This window comes from Streptomyces sp. NPDC043952 (assembly GCF_056435325.1).
This window is the reverse complement of record NZ_JBWKES010000013.1, coordinates 70,243-89,511: the sequence shown is the minus strand read 5'-3', so window position 1 is coordinate 89,511 and position 19,269 is coordinate 70,243. Positions and strand designations below refer to the sequence as shown.

15 protein-coding genes and 1 pseudogene are annotated in these 19,269 nt (G+C 73.0%); 10 read left to right on the top strand and 6 right to left on the bottom strand.

Features of this window, described 5'->3' with window-relative positions; all coding sequences use genetic code 11:
* The first annotated feature begins 149 nt into the window (after positions 1 to 149).
* Positions 150 to 989 (top strand): oxygenase MpaB family protein, encoded by an 840-nt coding sequence (locus AC069R_RS17435; RefSeq protein ID WP_478767647.1) that lies wholly within the window; start codon positions 150 to 152, stop codon positions 987 to 989.
* A gap of 30 nt (positions 990 to 1,019) precedes the next feature.
* Complete coding sequence (locus tag AC069R_RS17430; RefSeq protein ID WP_478767730.1) at positions 1,020 to 1,163, top strand: hypothetical protein; 144 nt, start codon at positions 1,020 to 1,022, stop codon at positions 1,161 to 1,163.
* On the opposite strand, the pseudogene AC069R_RS17425 reads toward AC069R_RS17430, so the two are convergent.
* A pseudogene (locus AC069R_RS17425) lies at positions 1,142 to 1,357 on the bottom strand (FAD-dependent oxidoreductase); the annotation flags it as partial. The gene AC069R_RS17430 and the pseudogene AC069R_RS17425 sit on opposite strands and share 22 nt — an antisense overlap.
* A 153-nt stretch (positions 1,358 to 1,510) precedes the next feature.
* On the opposite strand from AC069R_RS17425, the gene AC069R_RS17420 reads away from it, so the two are divergent.
* A complete protein-coding gene (locus AC069R_RS17420) occupies positions 1,511 to 3,031 on the top strand; it encodes an acyl-CoA synthetase (protein ID WP_478767646.1) in 1,521 nt (506 codons plus the stop codon).
* Positions 3,032 to 3,036: 5 nt separating this feature from the next.
* On the opposite strand, the gene paaK is transcribed toward AC069R_RS17420, so the two are convergent.
* Complete coding sequence (paaK, locus tag AC069R_RS17415) at positions 3,037 to 4,347, bottom strand: phenylacetate--CoA ligase PaaK (protein ID WP_478767645.1); 1,311 nt, start codon at positions 4,345 to 4,347, stop codon at positions 3,037 to 3,039.
* A gap of 211 nt (positions 4,348 to 4,558) precedes the next feature.
* Between paaK and AC069R_RS17410 the strand changes: the two genes are divergently transcribed.
* The 4 genes from AC069R_RS17410 (at position 4,559) to AC069R_RS17395 (ending at position 7,997) form a co-directional block, all read left to right on the top strand.
* Entirely contained in the window at positions 4,559 to 5,395 is an 837-nt protein-coding gene (locus tag AC069R_RS17410) for an alpha/beta fold hydrolase (protein ID WP_478767644.1), read from the top strand.
* A 129-nt stretch (positions 5,396 to 5,524) separates the two neighbouring features.
* Complete coding sequence (locus AC069R_RS17405; protein ID WP_471060924.1) at positions 5,525 to 5,767, top strand: DUF397 domain-containing protein; 243 nt, start codon at positions 5,525 to 5,527, stop codon at positions 5,765 to 5,767.
* Positions 5,768 to 5,941: 174 nt separating this feature from the next.
* Positions 5,942 to 6,841, top strand: a complete 900-nt coding sequence (locus tag AC069R_RS17400; RefSeq protein ID WP_478767643.1) for a universal stress protein — start codon at positions 5,942 to 5,944, stop codon at positions 6,839 to 6,841.
* A 658-nt stretch (positions 6,842 to 7,499) separates the two neighbouring features.
* Positions 7,500 to 7,997 (top strand): hypothetical protein, encoded by a 498-nt coding sequence (locus AC069R_RS17395; protein WP_467265865.1) that lies wholly within the window; start codon positions 7,500 to 7,502, stop codon positions 7,995 to 7,997.
* A gap of 12 nt (positions 7,998 to 8,009) precedes the next feature.
* On the opposite strand, the gene AC069R_RS17390 is transcribed toward AC069R_RS17395, so the two are convergent.
* The gene (locus tag AC069R_RS17390; protein ID WP_478767642.1) at positions 8,010 to 9,980 is read right to left on the bottom strand and encodes an N-acetylmuramoyl-L-alanine amidase; all 1,971 of its coding nucleotides are present in this window, start codon (positions 9,978 to 9,980) and stop codon (positions 8,010 to 8,012) included.
* Between the two features lie 421 nt (positions 9,981 to 10,401).
* Positions 10,402 to 11,547, bottom strand: a complete 1,146-nt coding sequence (locus tag AC069R_RS17385; RefSeq protein WP_478767641.1) for an aminoglycoside phosphotransferase family protein — start codon at positions 11,545 to 11,547, stop codon at positions 10,402 to 10,404.
* A gap of 244 nt (positions 11,548 to 11,791) precedes the next feature.
* Here AC069R_RS17385 and AC069R_RS17380 point away from each other — a divergent pair, with 244 nt between their 5' ends.
* A complete protein-coding gene (locus AC069R_RS17380) occupies positions 11,792 to 13,285 on the top strand; it encodes a DNA-binding protein NsdB (RefSeq protein ID WP_478767640.1) in 1,494 nt (497 codons plus the stop codon).
* Positions 13,286 to 13,372: 87 nt separating this feature from the next.
* On the opposite strand, the gene AC069R_RS17375 is transcribed toward AC069R_RS17380, so the two are convergent.
* Entirely contained in the window at positions 13,373 to 14,887 is a 1,515-nt protein-coding gene (locus AC069R_RS17375; protein WP_478767639.1) for a PP2C family protein-serine/threonine phosphatase, read from the bottom strand.
* Positions 14,888 to 15,251: 364 nt separating this feature from the next.
* On the opposite strand from AC069R_RS17375, the gene AC069R_RS17370 reads away from it, so the two are divergent.
* Positions 15,252 to 15,665, top strand: a complete 414-nt coding sequence (locus AC069R_RS17370; protein WP_478767638.1) for an SsgA family sporulation/cell division regulator — start codon at positions 15,252 to 15,254, stop codon at positions 15,663 to 15,665.
* 174 nt (positions 15,666 to 15,839) lie between these two features.
* Complete coding sequence (locus AC069R_RS17365; RefSeq protein WP_478767637.1) at positions 15,840 to 17,864, top strand: phosphocholine-specific phospholipase C; 2,025 nt, start codon at positions 15,840 to 15,842, stop codon at positions 17,862 to 17,864.
* A gap of 119 nt (positions 17,865 to 17,983) precedes the next feature.
* Here AC069R_RS17365 and AC069R_RS17360 read toward each other — a convergent pair whose 3' ends face one another.
* The gene (locus tag AC069R_RS17360) at positions 17,984 to 19,078 is read right to left on the bottom strand and encodes a baeRF3 domain-containing protein (RefSeq protein WP_478767636.1); all 1,095 of its coding nucleotides are present in this window, start codon (positions 19,076 to 19,078) and stop codon (positions 17,984 to 17,986) included.
* Positions 19,079 to 19,269: the final 191 nt, after the last annotated feature.

Here is a 19,269-nt window from a genome sequence, read left to right as displayed (position 1 = left end):
CGCGTCGCTGGGATGGGTGAGTCAAGCAGCCGCCCCCATCGCTGGCAACAACTTGCTGCAACTTTCCGCAAGTTGCAGCAGCGGTGGGCGGGCCGGTCAAGGGGCAGTTGCCGCGGATTCTTCCGAGCGCCTGCCGCCATACTGGAGGCATGGGCGACCCCGGTCTCTACACCCCGCGCTCCGTGACCTGGCAGCTGCACGGCGACCCCATGATGTGGATCGCCGGTGTCCGCGCCCTCTACCTCCAGGCCCTGCTCCCGCGCGCGGTGCGCGGAGTCCTCCAGAACTCCGACTTCCGGCGGGACGCGTGGGGCCGCCTCTCGCGCACCGCGGACTTCGTCGGCGTCACGACGTACGGCACCACCGAGGCCGCCGAACGCGCCGGTGCCCACGTCCGCGGCATCCACCGCAGGCTCACCGTCACCGACCCCGCGACCGGCGAGCGGTACGGCGTCGGCGAACCGGGGCTGCTGCGCTGGGTGCACTGCGCGGAGGTCGACTCCTACCTCCAGGTGCTGCGCCGCTCCGGCTACCCGCTCACCGACGCCCAGGCCGACCGCTACATCGCCGAACGCCGGGTCAGCGCCCGCCTGGTGGGCCTCGACCCGCGGGACGTCCCGGCCGACCGCGCCGAACTGGCCGCGTACTTCACCAGGATGCGTCCCCACCTCGCGGCGGGCCCCGAGGCACGGGAGGTGGACGACTTCCTCCAACACCCGCCGGTACGACCCCTGTTGATCCCGGCCCGCGACCTGCTCTGGCGCCGGGTGGCGGACCTCGCCTACGCCGCGCTGCCCCCGTACGCCCACGACCTGTACGGCAGACCGGTCCCCGACCCCGCCACCGTCACCCGCCGCCTGCGCGGCACCGGTACCCTGCTCCGCCGCATCCCGCCCCACCTGCGCTGGCAGCGCCCCCCGAAGCACATCCTGCGCGCGATGTCCCGCCTGGGCCCGGCCGCGTGCCCGGCCCCGCACAAGGTGCCCTGAGCCTCCTCCGGCCCCGTGTTACGAAGGACCATGCCCGCGAACCGGGGAACCCGCGCGTACGACGCCGTCATCGTCGGGGCAGGCCGGCTGACTGGCGGCGAGCGCGAGTACGCCGCCCGGCGGCGCTTCCACGGCATGACCGGCCGCGTCGCCGCGGTGGCCAACTGGCCGTAGCCCTCGGCGATATGGAAGGTGCCGGCGAAGGCCTCGCGGGGGTCGGCGTCCGGCTCGCGCGGCTTCGGCAGCCGGGTGAGCGGCATGTTGACCTTGAGCTGGGCACCCTCGGCGGGTTCCGGCGGCGTGTCCCCGGTGAGGGCGGCCAGTTCCTGCGGCGAGGCGTTGACCGGGACGTGCCGGGCGGCGGCGACGCGGCGATGGCCGTGCTGGAGAACGTGGCAAGTTGACATGACGTCAGGAAAAGCACACCGGATGCGGCGCGCGGCGGCGGGCGCGCGTCCGGCCGGAATCCGGTCTCCCGCAGTCCTTGACCCGCGCCTTGCGCGGGCCCAGGATCTGCCGTCATGAGCGAGGCACAGGGCGGCACGGCAGGCGGACAGGGCAGCACGGTCGACGCGATGCTGCGGCGCAGCGCCCGCCGCACCCCGGCGCGGGTCGCGGTGGAGTACGGCGAACGCCGCTGGACGTACGGAGAACTGGACGACGCCGTCTCCCGCGCGACCGCGCTGCTGCTCAGCGAGGGCGTCGCCCCCGGCGACCGGGTCGCCGCCTACGGCCACAACTCGGACGCCTACCTGATCGCCTTCCTCGGCTGCGCCCGCGCGGGCCTCGTCCACGTCCCGGTCAACAACCACCTCACCGGCGACGACCTCGCCTACCTCCTCGGACAGTCCGGCAGCAGCCTGGTGCTCGCCGACCCCGCCCTCGCGGACCGGCTCCCCGCGGGCGTACGGTCGCTGCCGCTGCGGGACACCGGGGACTCGCTGCTGGCGCGGCTCGCGGACACCGCGCCGTACGACGGCCCGGAACCGCGCTCCGAGGACCTCGTCCAACTCCTCTACACCTCCGGCACGACCGCGCTGCCCAAGGGCGCGATGATGACCCACCGGGCCCTGGTGCACGAGTACGTGAGCGCGATCACCGCCCTGGACCTGCGCGCGGACGACCGCCCCGCGCACGCGCTGCCGCTCTACCACTCTGCCCAGCTGCACGTCTTCCTGCTGCCCTACCTCGCGGTGGGCGCCACCAGCGTCATCCTGGACGCGCCGGACGGGGACCTGCTGTTCGACCTGATCGAGGCGGGCCGCGTGGACAGCGTGTTCGCGCCGCCCACCGTGTGGATCGCCCTGGCGAACCGGCCCGACTTCGCCACCCGCGGCCTCGGCGGGCTCCGCAAGGCGTACTACGGCGCCTCCATCATGCCGGTGCCCGTCCTGGAGCGGCTGCGCGGGCGGCTGCCCCACCTCGCCCTGTACAACTGCTTCGGGCAGAGCGAGATCGGCCCCCTCGCCACGGTCCTCGGCCCGGCCGAGCACGAGGGCCGCCTCGACTCCTGCGGACGGCCCGTGCTGTTCGTGGAGGCCAGGGTCGTGGACGCGGAAGGCCGCGAGGTGCCCGACGGCACGACCGGCGAGATCGTCTACCGCTCACCGCAGCTGTGCGAGGGCTACTGGGACAAGCCCGAGGAGACCGCGGACGCCTTCCGCGGCGGCTGGTTCCACTCCGGCGACCTCGCGGTGCGGGACGCGGACGGCTGCTTCACCATCGTGGACCGGGTGAAGGACGTCATCAACTCCGGTGGGGTACTGGTCGCTTCACGGCAGGTCGAGGACGCCCTCTACACCCATGAGGCGGTGGCGGAGGCCGCCGTGATCGGTCTGCCCGACGAGCGCTGGATCGAGGCGGTCACGGCGGTCGTGGTGCCACGCGGCGAGGTCACCGAGCAGCAACTCGTCGCGCACGTACGGGAGAAGCTGCCGTCCTTCAAGGCGCCCAAGCGGGTGCTGTTCGTCGACGCGCTGCCCCGCAACGCCAGCGGGAAGATCCTCAAGCGCGAACTGCGGGACCACTTCGCCGAGGGGTGAGGCCATCACCCCTGACCGGTCTCCCGCGGCCGCAGATCCACGATGCGGCGGATCTTGCCGACCGAGCGCTCCAGCGACTCCGGCTCCACGATCTCCACGTCCACCGACACCCCGATGCCGTCCTTCACCGCCGCCACGATGGACCGGGCCGCCGCCTCCCGCGCCTCCGGCGTCGCACCCTGGCGCGCCTCGGCCCGCACCGTCAGCGAGTCCATCCGGCCCTCGCGGGTCAGCCTCAGCTGGAAGTGCGGGGCCACGCCCGGTGTGCGCAGCACGATCTCCTCGATCTGCGTCGGGAACAGGTTCACCCCGCGCAGGATCACCAGGTCGTCGCTGCGCCCGGAGATCTTCTCCATCCGCCGGAACACCCGCGCCGTGCCGGGCAGCAACCGGGTCAGGTCGCGGGTGCGGTACCGGACGATCGGCATGGCCTCCTTGGTCAGCGAGGTGAACACCAGCTCGCCCCGCTCGCCCTCCGGCAGCAGCTCGCCGGTGACGGGATCGATCACCTCCGGGTAGAAGTGGTCCTCCCACACGGTCAGCCCGTCCTTTGTCTCCACGCACTCCTGCGCCACACCGGGACCGACCACCTCCGACAGCCCGTAGATGTCCACGGCGTCGATCGCGAACCGCTCCTCGATCTCCCGCCGCATCTGCTCGGTCCACGGCTCGGCCCCGAAGATCCCCACCCGCAGCGAGGTGGTACGCGGGTCCACGCCCTGCCGCTCGAACTCGTCGAGCAGCGTCAGCATGTAGGAGGGCGTCACCATGATCACGGCCGGTTCCAGGTCCTGGATCAGCCGCACCTGCCGCGCCGTCATGCCGCCGGACGCCGGGACGACCGTACAGCCGAGCCGTTCCGCGCCGTAGTGGGCGCCGAGGCCGCCGGTGAACAACCCATAGCCGTACGCCACGTGCACCACGTCGCCGGGGCGTCCGCCCGCCGCCCGGATGGAGCGCGCGACCATGTCGGCCCACATGGACAGATCGTTCTCGGTGTAGCCGACCACGGTGGGGCGGCCGGTGGTGCCGCTGGAGGCGTGCAGCCGGCGGATCCGCTCCCTGGGCACCGCGAACATCCCGAACGGGTAGTTCTCCCGCAGGTCCGCCTTGGTGGTGAAGGGGAAACGGGCGAGATCCTCCAGCGAACGGCAGTCCTCCGGTCGTACCCCCGCCTTGTCGAAGGACTCCCGGTAGAACGGCACGTGCTCATAGGCGTGCCGCAGCGAGGCGCGCAGCCGCTCCAGCTGAAGCGCCCGCAACTCCTCGCCTCCGAGCCGTTCGCCCGCATCCAGCAGATCCCGCGCCTGCGCCATCGGCACGTCTCCTCACCAGGATTCACCAAGACTCGCCAAGACATTCCGGACGACCGATCATTCGGTCGAACTGTTCGGGGCCAGTAATTCAGGCCAAGGGGGTTTCAGACAAGAGGGCGGCGGAGATTTGTCGCACCGCCCGCGGGAACGTGCCGGGGGGCCCGCGGAAAGGCGTTGCGGTCGACCGCGCCGGGCCGCGAAGATCATGCGCATGCCCACCTTCACCACGGCCGACGGCACTCGCCTCGCCTACCACCTGCGCGGCGCGGGCGAACCCCTCGCCGTCCTGCCCGGCGGCCCCCTGCGCGCCTCCGCCTACCTGGGAGACCTCGGCGGGCTGACCGCGCACCGCCGGCTGGCCCTGCTGGACCTGCGGGGCACCGGCGACTCGGCGGCACCGGCCGACCCGGCGACGTACCGCTGCGACCGCATGGTGGAGGACGTGGAGACCTGGCGCGAGCACCTGGCCCTCGACCGCTTCGACCTGCTCGCCCACTCCGCCGGCGCGGCCCTGGCCATGCTCTACGCGGCCCGCCACCCCCACCGGATCAGGCGCCTGCTGCTGATCACCCCGAATCCGTCCGCCCTCGGCCTGCCCAACACCCCCGAGGACCGGCTCGCCGCGGCCGCGGCACGGGCGCACGAGCCGTGGTTCCCCGAGGCGTACCCGGCCTTCCGCTCCTGGCTCGCGGGCGAGACGGACTTCGACGACGTCTTCCTCCCCTTCTTCTACGGCCGCTGGGACGACACCGCGCGGGCCCACACGGACGCGGAGCCGGCGCAGACCAACGACGAGGCCGCCGACCGGTACTTCGCCGAGGGCGCCTTCACCCCGGACGCGACCCGCGCCGCCCTCACCGCGCTGACGGCCCCGGTCCTCGTGTACGCGGGCGCTCTCGACGGCGGACCGCGCCCGGAGCGGGCCCGCCGGGCGGCGGAGTGCTTCCCGAACGCCGAGGTCACCGTCCAGCCGGGTGCCGCGCACTATCCATGGCTGGACGATCCGGCGGAGTTCAGGCGGCGGGTCACGGGCTTCCTCGACCGGTGAAGCGGTGGACGGACACCGGGGGCCGCGCGCCGGTGGCCGGCGCCGGACGTCCTCCCCACGTGGGCTGTTGGGCACCGGGACCGGTCGCTAGGCTGAGCCGCGGACGACGACACCGGGAGGAGCACGGACGTGGCCGACAGCACCACCCAGCACAAGCCGCTCAAGGGCTGGGACAAGCCGGACCTGGACCTCAGCAAGGCGGAGTGGCGGTCCAGCAGCCGAGGCAAGGGCGATGTCCAGATCGCCTTCGTCGAGGGCTTCATCGCGATGCGCAACAGCGAGCGCCCGGAGAGCCCCTCCCTGATCTTCACCCCCGCGGAATGGGGCGCCTTCGTCTCCGACGCGCGGGAAGGGGAGTTCGACCTCACCTGAGGGCGGCCCGGATCTTCGGGGCGGCCTGATCCGAACCAGGGGTGCCGCGCGCCTGAACCGGGGGTGTTGCGCGCCGATTTCCGGACACGCGATCCACAGCGCCCTGCCGGGGCCGGTGCCTGATGGAGGCTGGCCCCAGCAAGGGAGAAGGTCGGGTTCCGGAGGTGAGGAAGCATGAGCGCTGCGCCGGTCATCGCCGCGGTGGACGGTTCCGAGGACAGCCTGCGCGCGATGGAGTGGGCCGCGGACGCCGCCCGTCGCCGCGCGGCACCGCTGCGGGTGGTCCATGTCCGCCAGTACGCCGCCTGGGGGCAGACCGACGTCCTGGTGGCCGGGCCGCCCGAGGAGGAGGGCGACCCCGTCCTCGACGAGGTGCGCACCCGGCTCGCGGACCACGCGCCCGAGGGCGTCGAGTACGTCACGCTGGAGGGCGCGCCCGGCGCGGTGCTGCCCGAACTCGGCGCCGGCGCTCAGCTGTTGGTGCTCGGCTCGCGGGGCCGCGGCGGCTTCGCCAGCCTGCTGCTCGGCTCCAGCAGCCTCGCCGCCGCGCGGGACGCCGAGTGCCCGGTGGTCGTCGTACCCCCGCCCGGCCGCGAGGTGCACGGCGAGGGAACGGCCGAACCGGGACCCCGTGTGGTGGTCGGCCTGAACGTCGACAGCCCCGACGAGGCCACGCTCTCCTTCGCCTTCACCGAGGCGGCCCTGCGCGGCGCCCGCGTCCAGGCGATCGCCGCCTACCCCTGGCCCCTTCAGACCTGGTCGGCACCGGGCCAGTTGGTGCCGCCGATGCCCGACGAGGAGGCCATCGCCGACGAGACGCGGGCCCTCGCCGAGGGATTCCTCGCCCCGCACCGCGAACGCCACCCGAGCGTCCGCGCCGACTCCGAGGCGCTGCCGGGCGACGCGGCGGGCAACCTCGTGGCCGCCTCCCGCGACGCCGAACTGGTCGTCGTCGGCCGCCACCGCCGCCGCCTCCTGGCCCCGGCCCGCATGATGGGCTCCGTCACCCAGGCCGTCCTCCTCCACGCGGCCAGTCCGGTCGCGGTGCTGCCGCCGACGCCGGGGGAGGCGTGAGCATCGCGGTGCCGCCGCCCGACACCGGGGGAGGCGTGGGCGAGGCCGTGCGGGTGAGCCGATGAGGTGAGGCGCGGCGACAGCGCTGCGGGGGCCCGCCGTGCCGCCGGAATTCGCTGGTCCGGGTGGTGCTCGCGAGCCTGGACGGTGGGTCGCGGTAGGCGGCGTGGGGTTCACCCTCGGGGACGCCGTGCCGCCGCTCGGGCCGCCTGCGCCGGTGGGTCGCGCGGGCGGCCCGGCCGCCGTGCAGGCGCCATGCGGCCGGTAGGCCGACCCGTGCCGGTGCTGGTGTCCAGGGTGCGCGCCGGCCGCGGCCGACCCACATGACAGACGCCGGTACGACCCCTGCCCACGCCCGATCGGACAAGTGCCCCCGCACCGCCACCCGCCCGGCGGCCTCGGCCTCGCGCCGCCTCTCGTCGGGCCCGCGCACCGGACGGGCGGGGCCCGCTCCCGGCCCCTTCTCGCTCCGGGGCTCGCCAGCCACCACCAGCGCGGCGCCACCCGCCCCCGAAGCGCCACTCCCGCACCCGCCCCCCGGCCTCCACCGGGCCACTCCCCGCACCCCGCTCTGTCCCGCCCTTGAACCACAGCTCCCCGTCCCACCACCAGCCGCCCGCAGGTCACCCAGTTCTGCCGGGGCACGTACCATGGCCGCATGTCGTTCCTCCGCCGCCGCAGCGCCACTCCCGCCGGGCCCGACTTCGACGTGCTGGCCATGGACCCGGGCGACTGGCCGGGCAACCTCGGTGCGGGGCTGCTGCCCGCGCCCGACGGCACCTGCCAGGGTGTCTTCCTGCGCTACGACCTCTTCGGCGGCCGCGGCCCCGCGATGATCATCGGCAATCTGCCGCAGGGCTCCCCGGCCCGCGAGGTGGCCGAGGACGAGATCCCCTTCGAGGTGGGCCAGCTGCTGCTGGCGCTGGAGAACGACGAGGAGGTCACCGTCGTCGGCACCGAGGACACCCCGGTGCTCCAGGGCGACAACCTCCTCATCGTGCGCCGGCTGAAGCTCTCCGAGAGCCGGATCTCCTGCGTGCAGTTCGACCGCAGCGACGGCGTCCTCGTCACCATCGCCGCCTGGGACCGGCCCATCACCGACGACCTGTACGCCCTGCTGAAGCCGCTCCCGGCGGAACTTTTCCAGCAGGGCTGAGGCCCCCGGCGGCTAGCTCGCCGAGCTCTCCACGGTCACGTCCGCCGCGCGGACGAACCCGACCCGGTGGCCGTACTGGATCTCGTAGTACAGGTCGTCGCCCCGCACCACCTGGTGCGAGTCCGGGGTGAAGGTGACCGAGTAGTAGTACTCACCCGGCATCTCGTCACCGACCACGTACTTCTGCCCGGCCGGAATGGTGTACGGCAGCGGCACCACCGACTGCGCGGGCACCCCCGCCGGGTAGGCGGACTTCTCCGGGTAGGCGCGGCCGTACACCGGGATGCTGGTCAGACCCTCCTTCGGGGTGATCACCTTCCCCTTGGCGGAGACCGCCGTCGGATGCTTCGCCGGGTTCTGGAACCACGCCTTCTGCCCGAGGTACCAGATGGCCGTCCAGTCGCCCCAGTGATCGGCGACCGCGTACTGCTGACCGGTGGAGACCCGCGAGGACACGTCGTTGACGTCGATCGTCGGCGCCGTACCGATCCCGATGTCCTTGATCAGCGGCGCGTTCACATCGTGGTCCGAGTACAGCCGCACCTCGCTGGAGGCGTGCGCCGCACACGGCTCGCCCGCCGTCGTGCAGCCCGTGTACGCCGGCTGGTTGGCGGCGTAGTCCGGCCGGATCGTCACCAGGCCGCCCTGCCTGCCCGCGGTCTTCTCGAACGGGTGGCCGAGCAGCTGGAAGTAGTGCGCCCAGTCCCAGTACGGCCCCGGATCGGTGTGCATCCCCGCGATGGTGGACGCGGTCGGGCCGGGCACGTTGTCATGGCCCAGGATGTGCTGCCGGTCCAGCGGAATGCCGTACTTGGCGGACAGGTACTTCACCAGGCGCGCCGAGGACCGGTACATCGCCTCGGTGAACCAGGCGTCCGGATCGGCGAGGAAGCCCTCGTGCTCGATGCCGATGGAGCGCGCGTTGACGTCCCAGTTGCCCGCGTGCCAGGCCACGTCCTTCGCCTTGACGTGCTGGGCGATCAGCCCGTCGGTGGAGCGGACGGTGTAGTTCCAGGACACGTAGGTGGGGTCCTGGATGAGGTTCAGGACGCCGTCCCAGGCGCCCTCGGTGTCATGGATGACGATGTACTTGATCGCCTGCGACGCCGGGCGGTCGCCCAGGTCGTGGTTGCCGTAGTCGTCGTCGCCGAACTGCGCGTACGCCGCCGGTAGCCACTCGCAGGACACCGACTTCGGGCACTCCGCGCCGTCGTCCTTCACCGTGCGCAGACCGGTCCGCGACAGCTGCGCGGTGTCCGGGGCGAGACGCGGCTCGGCGGCGAGGGCCACCCGCTGCCCGGCGTCCGTGGTGCGCCGCTCACCCGTGCGCAGCACGTCGTACACGTCATTGGCGTACGACGCCGCGGTCGCCTTGTCGTCGGCGCCGGAGAAGCGGGCCACCGCGCCGTACCAGTCGGCCGGGTCGGCGCTCAGCGGCTCCCCGAGCCGCTGCTGCGCGGCGGCCAGCAGGGCGGCGCCGCCGTCGATGTTCGCCGCCGGGTCGGTGCGCAGCTTCGCGGCCGGGATGCCGGTCAGCTTCGCCGCCTGCGGCAGGGTCTTCAGCCGGGCGGGGAGCGCGGAGTCGGCCGGCACCCGCGCCTTCGGGTGCGGGGCGGGGCGGGAGCTGTCGCCGCGGGCGTCCTCGGTGCCGTCGGCGAAGTGCTCCGAGGCGGCGATCGCGGTCCGGGCGTCCGTGAGGTGCATCGGGCCGTAGCCGCCGGAGACGCTGGGCGCGCCCCCGTGGTAGTCCCAGCGGGACTGGAGGTAGGAGACGGCCAGCAGCACGCTCTGCGGCACGTGGTACGCGGCGGACGCGGAGGCGAACGCGGACTGGAGCCGGTCGGGGGAGGAGTCCGGGGCGCTCTGGGCGGGGGCCGCGCCGAACAGCGGCAGCAGCAGGGCCGCCGCGGCGAGCGGCACGGCGGCCCGCCTCAGATGTCTGTGGCCGGGCGTGGACGGGGAATCAGGGGCGGAACCTCGCAATGCGGCCTCCTGTGACGGACGGGCGTGGCGGGGCGTGCGGCGCCGAACTGGGTCAGTGGTATCGGCTGGCCGACGATCCGTCAATGATGCAATCGCAAAGGAGATTTCCCACGTCACGGCGGGTTTCGGCGAGTTTCGCGACGGCGGCGGGCGGGCCTGCGGCGCGTCAGTGGCGTAGACCAATGGGCCGCGTCGCTGGTCGCGGCCGTACGGCGCCGTACGGTGCTGCCCGTACCGGCGCCGGACGCCTGCCGCCGTACGGCCGAAACGATTCCCCCGCATGGCCGCCCCCGGTGCGCGGAAAGCCCGCGGCGCGCGGAAGGCCCCCGGAGCGCGGGAGCCCCCCCAGAGGCCGGAAGACCCGCGGTGCGCCGTCGTTCCTGGCGCACCGCGGGCCTCCAAGAGGTGCCCCGCGTTCCCCTCAGCGTGTGCCGACCGCCGCGCGCACCGCCTTGCGGGCCATCTGGCAGTCGTCGTGCAGCCGCCGCAGCAGCAGCCGCTGCTCCTCGCCGGACGGCACCGCGCCCGGCCGGGGCAGACCGGGTGCCAACGGGGCCGGGTCCTGCATCGAGCGCTGCACGGCCGTCTCGTACCGCCGGATCTCACGGGTCAGCAGCAGCATCAGGTTCACCAGGAAGGCGTCGCGGGAGGCCGGGCCCGCCGACTGGGCGATCTGGCTGATCTGCCGCCGCGCCGCCGGAGCCTGACCGAGCACCAGCCAGAGCGTGGCCAGGTCATGGCCCGGCAGGTACCAGCCCGCGTGCTCCCAGTCCACCAGCACCGGACCCGCCGGGGACAGCAGCATGTTCGACAGCAGGGCGTCGCCGTGGCAGAACTGGAGCATGGCGCCCCGGCCCACCTCCTGCGCGATGCCGTGCAGCAGCTTCTGGAGGTCGCCGAGGTCCCGGTCGGTGAGCAGCCCCAACTCGTGGTAGCGGGACAGCTGTTCGACATAGTCCAGGGGCATGTCGAACAGACCGGCCGGGGGCCGCCAGGAGTTCACCCGGCAGACCGCGCCCAGCGCCGCGCGGATGTCGGCGCGGGGCGGCGCCTCCACCGGATGCCGCTGAAGTGCCGCCACCCGGCCGGGCATCCGCTCGATCACCAGGGTGCAGTTGTCCGGATCCGCCGCGATCAGCCGGGGCGCCCGAACCGGGGGGCGGTGCCGGACGAACGAGCGGTATACGGCTATTTCGTGGCGGCTCCGCTCCGCCCACGCCGGCGCCTGGTCCAGCAGGCACTTGGCGACGGCCGTGCTGCGCCCGGTGGTGCCCACGAACAGCACGGAGCGCGCGCTGCGCCGCAGCACCTGCACCGGCGCGAACTCCGGGCAGATCCGCTGCACCGCGGCGATCGCGGTACGCAGCGGGGCGCCCTGGGGGCCGGACAAGTCGAGCCTCCCGCTGAGCGGCGGGACGCCGGGCTGCCCCGGAACCCGCCGGGGACGGGGCGCGCCCAGCACGGAGCCGCCCGGACGTGCCGCCGGGTCGAGATACGGTCCGCTGCCCGCCGGGCGGGGGCGCAGCGGCCGAAGCGGGGCGGACACGGAGGACGTTGCCGCGTACATGGGAGATCCGATCCCTTCGTTGCCTGCGGTGCCTGCCTGTGAAGTCCTCGCGTCAACCCGGCCCGGTCCCCGGTACACCCTGGGGAATGTCCCCGGTGAGACCGGGTCGGGGTGGCGCTTTCCTACCTGACACCCGATGGCCCCTGGCACACCATCTGGCGCACCCTGGCGAACCCTGGCGAATAGTCGCTCGGCAACTCCCACCGGGCTACTGTCAACTCAGCCGAGAACCTGGGGGCTTGACGTGAGCGGACGACCCAACACCCGCCTTTCCGATCTGTTCGGCCTGGCCGGCTGGTCGAAGGGCGAACTCGCGAGACTGGTCAACCGGCAGGCGGCGGCCATGGGCCACCCCCAGCTGGCGACCGACACCTCACGGGTCCGGCGGTGGATCGACATGGGAGAGATCCCGCGCGATCCCGTGCCGCGGGTGCTGGCGGCCCTGTTCACCGAGCGTCTCGGCCGTGTCGTGACCATCGAGGACCTCGGTCTGGTGCGCCACGGGCGGGCAGGGAAACGGCAGGCCGACGGGATCGAGGAACATCCCGACGGAGTGCCGTGGGCGCCCGAGCGGACCGCCGCGGTCCTCACCGAATTCACGGGAATGGACCTCATGCTCAACCGACGCGGCTTGGTGGGCGCGGGTGCCGCGCTCGCCGCGGGATCCACACTCAGCAGCGCCATGCACGACTGGCTGCACACCGACCCGGTCCTGAAGGCGGACGGCCCCGCCCTGGACGACCCCCTGCACCCCGACCCCGCCGGTTTCGACCGCTACGAGGCCGCCCCCATCGGCTCGGAGGAGGTCGCGGAGCTGGAAGCCTCCGTCGAAGTGTTCCGGGCCTGGGACGCGGCCCGTGGCGGCGGCCTCCAGCGCAAGGCGGTGGTGGGCCAGCTCAACGAGGTGGGCGGCATGCTCGCCTACCGCCATCCCCCCCACCTCCAGCGCCGCCTGTGGGGCGTCGCCGCCAATCTGGCCGTCCTCGCGGGCTGGATGTCCCACGACGTCGGCCTGGAGCCCACCGCGCAGAAGTACTTCGTCATCGCGGCGCACGCCGCGCGGGAGGGCGGTGACCGGCCGCGCGCCGGGGAGGCGCTGTCCCGCGCGGCCCGCCAGATGGTCCACCTGGGCCGGCCCGACGACGCGCTGGACCTGATGAAGCTCGCCCAGTCCGGCGCGGGGGAGGGCCTCCAGCCGCGCACGAAGGCGATGTTCCACACCATCGAGGCCTGGGCGCAGGCGGCGATGGGCAAGGGCCAGGCGATGCGCCGCACCCTCGGGCAGGCGGAGGACCTGTTCGTCGCCGACAAGGGCGACGGCGAACCCCTCGACTGGATGCAGACCTTCAAGGCCGAGGACCTGTACGGCATGCAGGCCCTGGCCTACCGCACGCTGGCCGAGTTCGACCCGGCCGCGGCCGTGCACGCCCAGCACTTCGCGGACAAGGCCCTGGCGCTGCGTGTCGACGGCCGGGAGCGCTCGAAGATCTTCGACCATCTCTCCATGGCCTCGGCCTGCTTCATCGCCGACGACCCCGAGCAGGCCGACCGCTACGCGCGGCTCGCCCTGATGTCGATGGGCGCGAACTCCTCGCGGCGCACCTGGGACCGGCTGCGCCAGATGTACCGGCTCACCGCCCAGTACGCCGGATACCCGAAGATCCACGAGCTGCGGGAGGAGATCAGGCTCGCCCTGCCCAAGCCGCGGAGCAAGGGCGCGAACAGCGCACGGGCGTAACCGTCCGCGCCGTACCCTCTCGACCGGCCGGTCCGGCCGCCGGTCGCCCCTCCAGGCGTCGGCTCACGCACCCGTCCGAGTGTCGGCTCACGCCGTCACCCTGGCGAGGAGCACACACGCGTCGTCCGCCCGTCCGGCCCCGCCGAACTCCTCCACGAGCGCCCGCACGCAGTCCCGTGCGTCCCGTGCGTCCTCGAACCGTGGGGCGAGGTCCAGCAGCCGGTCCGTGGCCGCCGCCGCGCTGTGTCCGGGGACCAGCCCCTCGGTGTGCAGCAGGAGCAGGTCGCCCGGTACGAGGTCCACCTCGGCCTGCCCGTAGCAGGCGCCCGAGGTGGCGCCGAGCAGAACGCCCTCGGGGGCGTCGAGCACGCACCCCGTCCCGTCGCGGTACAGCAGCGGGGCGGGGTGTCCCGCCTGCCCCCACACCAGGGTCCGGGTGGCGGGCCGGTAGCGGCAGCAGACGGCGCTGCCGAGGGCGGGCTCCACCGTGGCGTCGAGCAACTGGTTGAGCAGGGCGAGGAGTTGGGCGGGCTGGGTGCCGGCCATGGCCATGCCGCGCACCGCGCCGAGCAGGGTGGCCATGCCCGAGGCGACGGCCACCCCGTGCCCGGTGAGGTCGCCGGCGCTCAGCAGGGTCTCGCCGTCGGCCAGCTCCAGGGCGTCGTACCAGGTCCCGCCGATCGGTGCCGCGCCGTCGGCGGGCAGCCGGTGCGCGGCGAGGTCCAGGGTCCGCGGGCCCTGGTACGGGGGGCGCAGGGAGCCGCGCCAGGGCGTCAGCACGGCCTCCTGGAGCTCGCTGGCGACCCGGCGCTCGGTCTGCTCCCGCTGCCGGTGCCGGTGGAGCGAGTCCTGCCGCTCGCGCACCGTCCTGCGGCGCCGGCGCAGCGTGCTGACGTCGCGCAGCACGGCCCACATCGAGGCGGTGGCACCGTCGGCGCCGAGCACCGGCTCGCCCATCATGTGCACGGTCCGCACCGAGCCGTCGGGGCGGCGCACCCGGAACTCGCCGTCGATCGGCCGGCCGTCGATCAGGCAGCCGGTGACCATCGCGGTCAGCTTCGGCCGGTCCTCCTCCACGACCAGCGAGGGCAGTTCGTCCAGGGTGAGGGCGGGCAGGGCCGGGTCGCGGCCGAGGATGCGGTACAGCTCCCCGGACCAGGCCGCCTCGTCCGTCAGCAGGTTCCACTCCGCGCTGCCGACCCGGCTGAGCAGCGCGCCTCGGGGGGTGCCGACGGGGGACGGGCGGACGGTGAGCGCTTCGGCGGTCGTCCCGGACTCCGCGGGCTCCCCGGACTCCGTGGTCGCCCCGGACCCGGCGGGCTCCCCGGTCTCGGCGGGTTCCGCGGGTCCGGTCGGGGGCAGGGGCGCGGGGCCGGTGCGCAGTTGGCCCAAGTGGGCGTCTAAATCGTCCAGTTGGTGCAGCGCCAGGTCGTACAGGGCGCGCTGCCAGCGTTCCTCGGGGTCCGTGCCGTCGTAGCGGACATCCCGCCGTACCGCGTCCACGTCGCCCTTGAGCCGCCGCGCCTGCGTGATCAACGCCTCGACCGGGTCGGGGCCGGCCAGCTGGGCGGCTGGGCGGTCCGCGGAGAGGGGGGACGGCATTTCGCACTCCGAACGAGGGGACGGCAGGGCCGGGCGGAACGGGGGGACCGCAACGACTGTCGCACAGCGCGGGACGCCCCGTAAGGGATTTGGCAACACACGATACGGTGGTGCTTCCGGCATATGCCAGAGTCTTCCCGAAGCGATCCCGGACCGCTCCCCAAGTACCCGGTCGGGCAATCAAGTCGTAGACAATCTACGGGAGTTGACGGACCCCGCGGTCCTGCGTCGAGGCCCCCTGACCGGACGTTCAGCCACATGTTCGACGGCCCTGTGCGCCCCGTCGTCCGGGTCCGGCCGGTACCCGTCGAACTCTGACCGGATTTGGCGGCATGCGAGGGGCCGATCCGTACTCCATAAAGGCATGGAGACCACCATCGAACTGCCCGCCCGCGCCCGGCTCCTGACCGCCGAGGACCGGGAGATCCCCGTCACGGCCACCCTGCGCTACACCACGGGCGATCCGCTCGCCGTCTTCGTGGACTTCCCGGCCGAGGCGGCGCTGGAGGACGAGGACGTCAGCTGGACCTTCGCGCGCTCCCTGCTGGACCAGGGGCTGCGTACCCCGGCCGGCCACGGCGACGTGCAGATCTGGCCCTACGGCCGCACCCGGACCGTCCTGGAGTTCCACTCGCCCTTCGGACTCGCCCTGCTCCAGTTCCCCACCTCGACCCTGCGCCGCTTCCTGGTGCGCACCTACGAGGTGGTGGCGGCCGGTCAGGAGGACATGGCGGCGGTCGTGGAACGGGGGCTGAACGTGCTGTTCGGAGGGGTGTGAGGCGTCTGCCGGAGTTGTCCCGGCCACTCTGGCCGCGGTTGCCCCGGCCACCCTGGCCGGATTTGAATATTGTTCATCTTTGCCTCACCGCACGGGTATGGACCCCGACGACCGGCGCGGGCACCCTGGCCCGCGGTGTGCCGCAGGGGCACTCCCGTGACCGAGGACGGACGAATGACACCGATCAGCCGAAGGGGCTTCGTGGGGCTGGGCGCATCCGTGGCGGCGGGAGTGGCGCTGGGCGCCACCACGCGCACCGCCGCGGCGGCGGCCACCACGGCGACCGGCACGATCAAGGACGTCAAGCACGTGGTGATCCTGATGCAGGAGAACCGCAGCTTCGACCACTACTTCGGCCGCCTCAAGGGCGTGCGCGGCTTCGACGACCGCAGCGGCATCACCCTCAGCGGCAACTACTCCGTCTTCAACCAGCCGAACCTGCTCTCCCGCCAGTACCCGTGGAAGCTCAGCGCCACCCCGTCGGCGGCCGGCAAGGACGGCGAGACCCTCGCGCAGTGCAACGGCGACCTGCCGCACTCCTGGTCCTCCCAGCACTCCGCCTGGAACAAGGGCCGCATGGACAACTGGGTGCTGGGCGTCGGCAACGTCCGCTCGCTCGGCTATCTGGACCGCTCCGACATCCCCTTCCATTACGCGCTCGCCGACAACTACACCATCTGCGACGCCTACTACTGCTCCACACTCAGCGCCACCGGCCCCAACCGCACCTTCCTGTGGAGCGGCAAGGTCGACTCCTCCAGCAACGACGGCGGCGACGAGTCCGGCCTCACCTGGCAGACCTACGCCGAGGCGCTCCAGGCCGCCGGGGTGAGCTGGAAGGTCTACCAGAACGCCGCCGACAACTACGGCGACAACGCCTGCGCGTACTTCAGCAACTTCACCAACGCCAAGGCGGGCGACCCGTTGTACGACCGCGGCATGGCCTCGGTGCCGAAGGTGACCGGCTCCACCCCGGACGACATCGCCGCCGCGATCAAGGCCGATGTGCAGGCGGGCACCCTCCCGCAGGTCTCCTGGGTGGTGGCCAACCAGGCTTTCTCCGAGCACCCCTACGCCCCGCCCGGCGACGGCGCCCACTTCGTCAACCTCGTCTACCAGGCCCTCGCCGCCGACGAGGACGTCTTCGACTCCACCGTCATGTTCCTCAACTACGACGAGAACGACGGCTACTTCGACCACGTGCCCCCGCCGTCTCCGCCCTCCGGCACCGCCGGCGAGTTCCTGAACGGGGTGCCGATCGGCTTCGGCTTCCGCGTGCCCATGATCGTCATCTCGCCCTGGACACGCGGCGGTTGGGTGTCCTCGGAGGTCTTCGAGCACACCTCGGTGCTGCGCTTCCTGGAGACCTGGACGGCCGCCCTCGGCACGCCCGCGAAGTGCCCCAACATCAGCGACTGGCGGCGCAAGGTGAGCGGCGACCTCACCGGCGTCTTCGACTTCGCCCACCCCGTCAAGGGCCCGGTCCCGCTGCCCGCGACCAGCGTCATCGGCATCGACAACTGCACCTCGCTGCCCAACCCGGTGCCGACCGACAACGCGCTGCCCGCCCAGGAGCCCGGCACCCGCCCGGCCCGCGCGCTGCCGTACCAGCCGGGCGGCTACCTGGACCGCCTGGAGTTCGACGCCGGCGGCAAGACGCTGGCCTGGTTCGTCATGACCAACCAGGGCGGCCCCGCCTCCCGCGCGGCCCACTTCTCCATCCACCTCAACGCCTACCGGGACACCACGCCCTGGCAGTACACGGTGGACGCGGGCGGCACCGCCACCGACTACTTCAACATCGGCTCGGGCTACGGCGACGGCAAGTACGACCTGTCGATGGTCGGCCCCAACCGCTTCCTGCGCCGCTTCCAGGGCGACGCCACCAAGGCGGGCAAGTCGGCGGAGGTGAGCACCCGTTACGCCGTGGAACCGGGCAGCGGGAAGCTCGCCGTCTACTTCAAGATGACCAACTCCGGCTCGGCGTCGGTGAAGTTCACGATCACCTCCAACCACTACCGCAGCGACGGCCCTTGGACGTACACCGTCGCCGCCGGTGCCTTTACGGAGGACTTCTTCAACGCGGTCGCGTACAGCAACGGCTGGTACGACTTCACGATCACCGTGGACTCCGACGCGACCTGGTCGCGCCGGTTCACCGGCCACCTGGAGACGGGCGCCGCCAGCGTCAGCGGCTGACCGCGGCGTACCGGTCCGGGCGCGGGGCGAGTCCGGCGGCCACCCGTCCGCCGCTCTCCAGCGCCCGGACCTCCCGCCCCACGCGCCCGGCCCCCGCACTCAAGGCCCGCGGGGGCGGGTCAGAACCGCAGCACCCCCGCGATCCCGTCCTCCTCGTCCAGCGTGCCGTCGGGCACGAAGCGGACGTCGGCGCCGGTCTCCAGGCACTGCTCCACGATCTCGTCCACGATGTCGTTGCGGGCGTCCAGGTCGCCGGGGTCGGCCGGTATCAGGTGGTCGCCGTCATCGCGGACGATGGCCTGGAAGCCCTCCTCCACGGCGAGCAGCCGCACCCGGCCCTCGCGGGCGCTCTGCCACAGCTCGTCCAGGCCCGCCGCGAAGGTCTTGCGCCCGCGCGCGGCGGTCAGCTCCTCGATCACGGCACTGGTGCCCTTCGAGGCCTCCGTCTCCAGCGCCGGCTTGATCGCCTGCCACACCGCCTCGGGACCGGAGTTCGCGAGCCCGCCGTGCCCCACGTGCACCGCGCGCCGGGAGATGCCGCCGGCCTCGTCCATCAGGGAGAGCGCGGCCTGTTCGCCGGTGACGTACAGCGGGCGGGGGTGGTCGCGCAGGACCGCGGCCATCGCGGTGTCCGCCTCGCGCAGGAACTGGCGGGTGCCCTCGTCGCGGAAGGTGCTCGGCTGGTCGCCGACGCGCATCTGCCGCTCGGCGTCGAAGTTCTCCTTGCTGCGGATCAGCGGGAAGCCCCCGGCGTGCTCCTCCACCACCCGGTCCACCCCGCCGCTCCACAGGGTGACCCGGTCGGCCGAGACGGACAGCACCCAGAAGGGCCGCTCGGCGGCCTGCGCGGCGACCAGGTTGCGGGTGAGGAAGGTGTCCGCGAGCACCACGCGCTCGGGGACGCTGCGGGCCAGCGACCAGACCTGGTGCTCGCCCGGCGCGGCGAAGATCACCAGGCCGTCCTCGGCATGGGTGAGGTCCACCTCGGCGAGCGCCCTCTCCAGCTGGGCGTCGACGTCCGCGCGCCGCTCACGGGTCACGGCCGGGTCGGTCTCCAGGCGCTTGCGGGCCTCGGCCAGCACATTGCGCAGCCGGACCGGATCCTGCTCGTTGCCCGCTCCGCGGCGGTGCGTCGGGGTCAGCACGGACACCGCCGGATAGGGCCGCGGACGCCGCAGTTCGGCAAGGGTTGCGGGACTCAGTGCGTGCTCCATGACAGAACCATAGGGCTGATTCACCCGTACGGCATTCGGGGTATTCGGGACATATGTCCGCGTGGCGGGATGTGTCCGCGGGGGGGCGGGGGGGCGGACCCCAGAAAGGCCAGAAAGGGCTTTCCCCCCGAAACAGGGAGAGACCCACACCCTTGGAGACCCTTTTCCCCCTCCCCCCCCCCCCCCCCCCC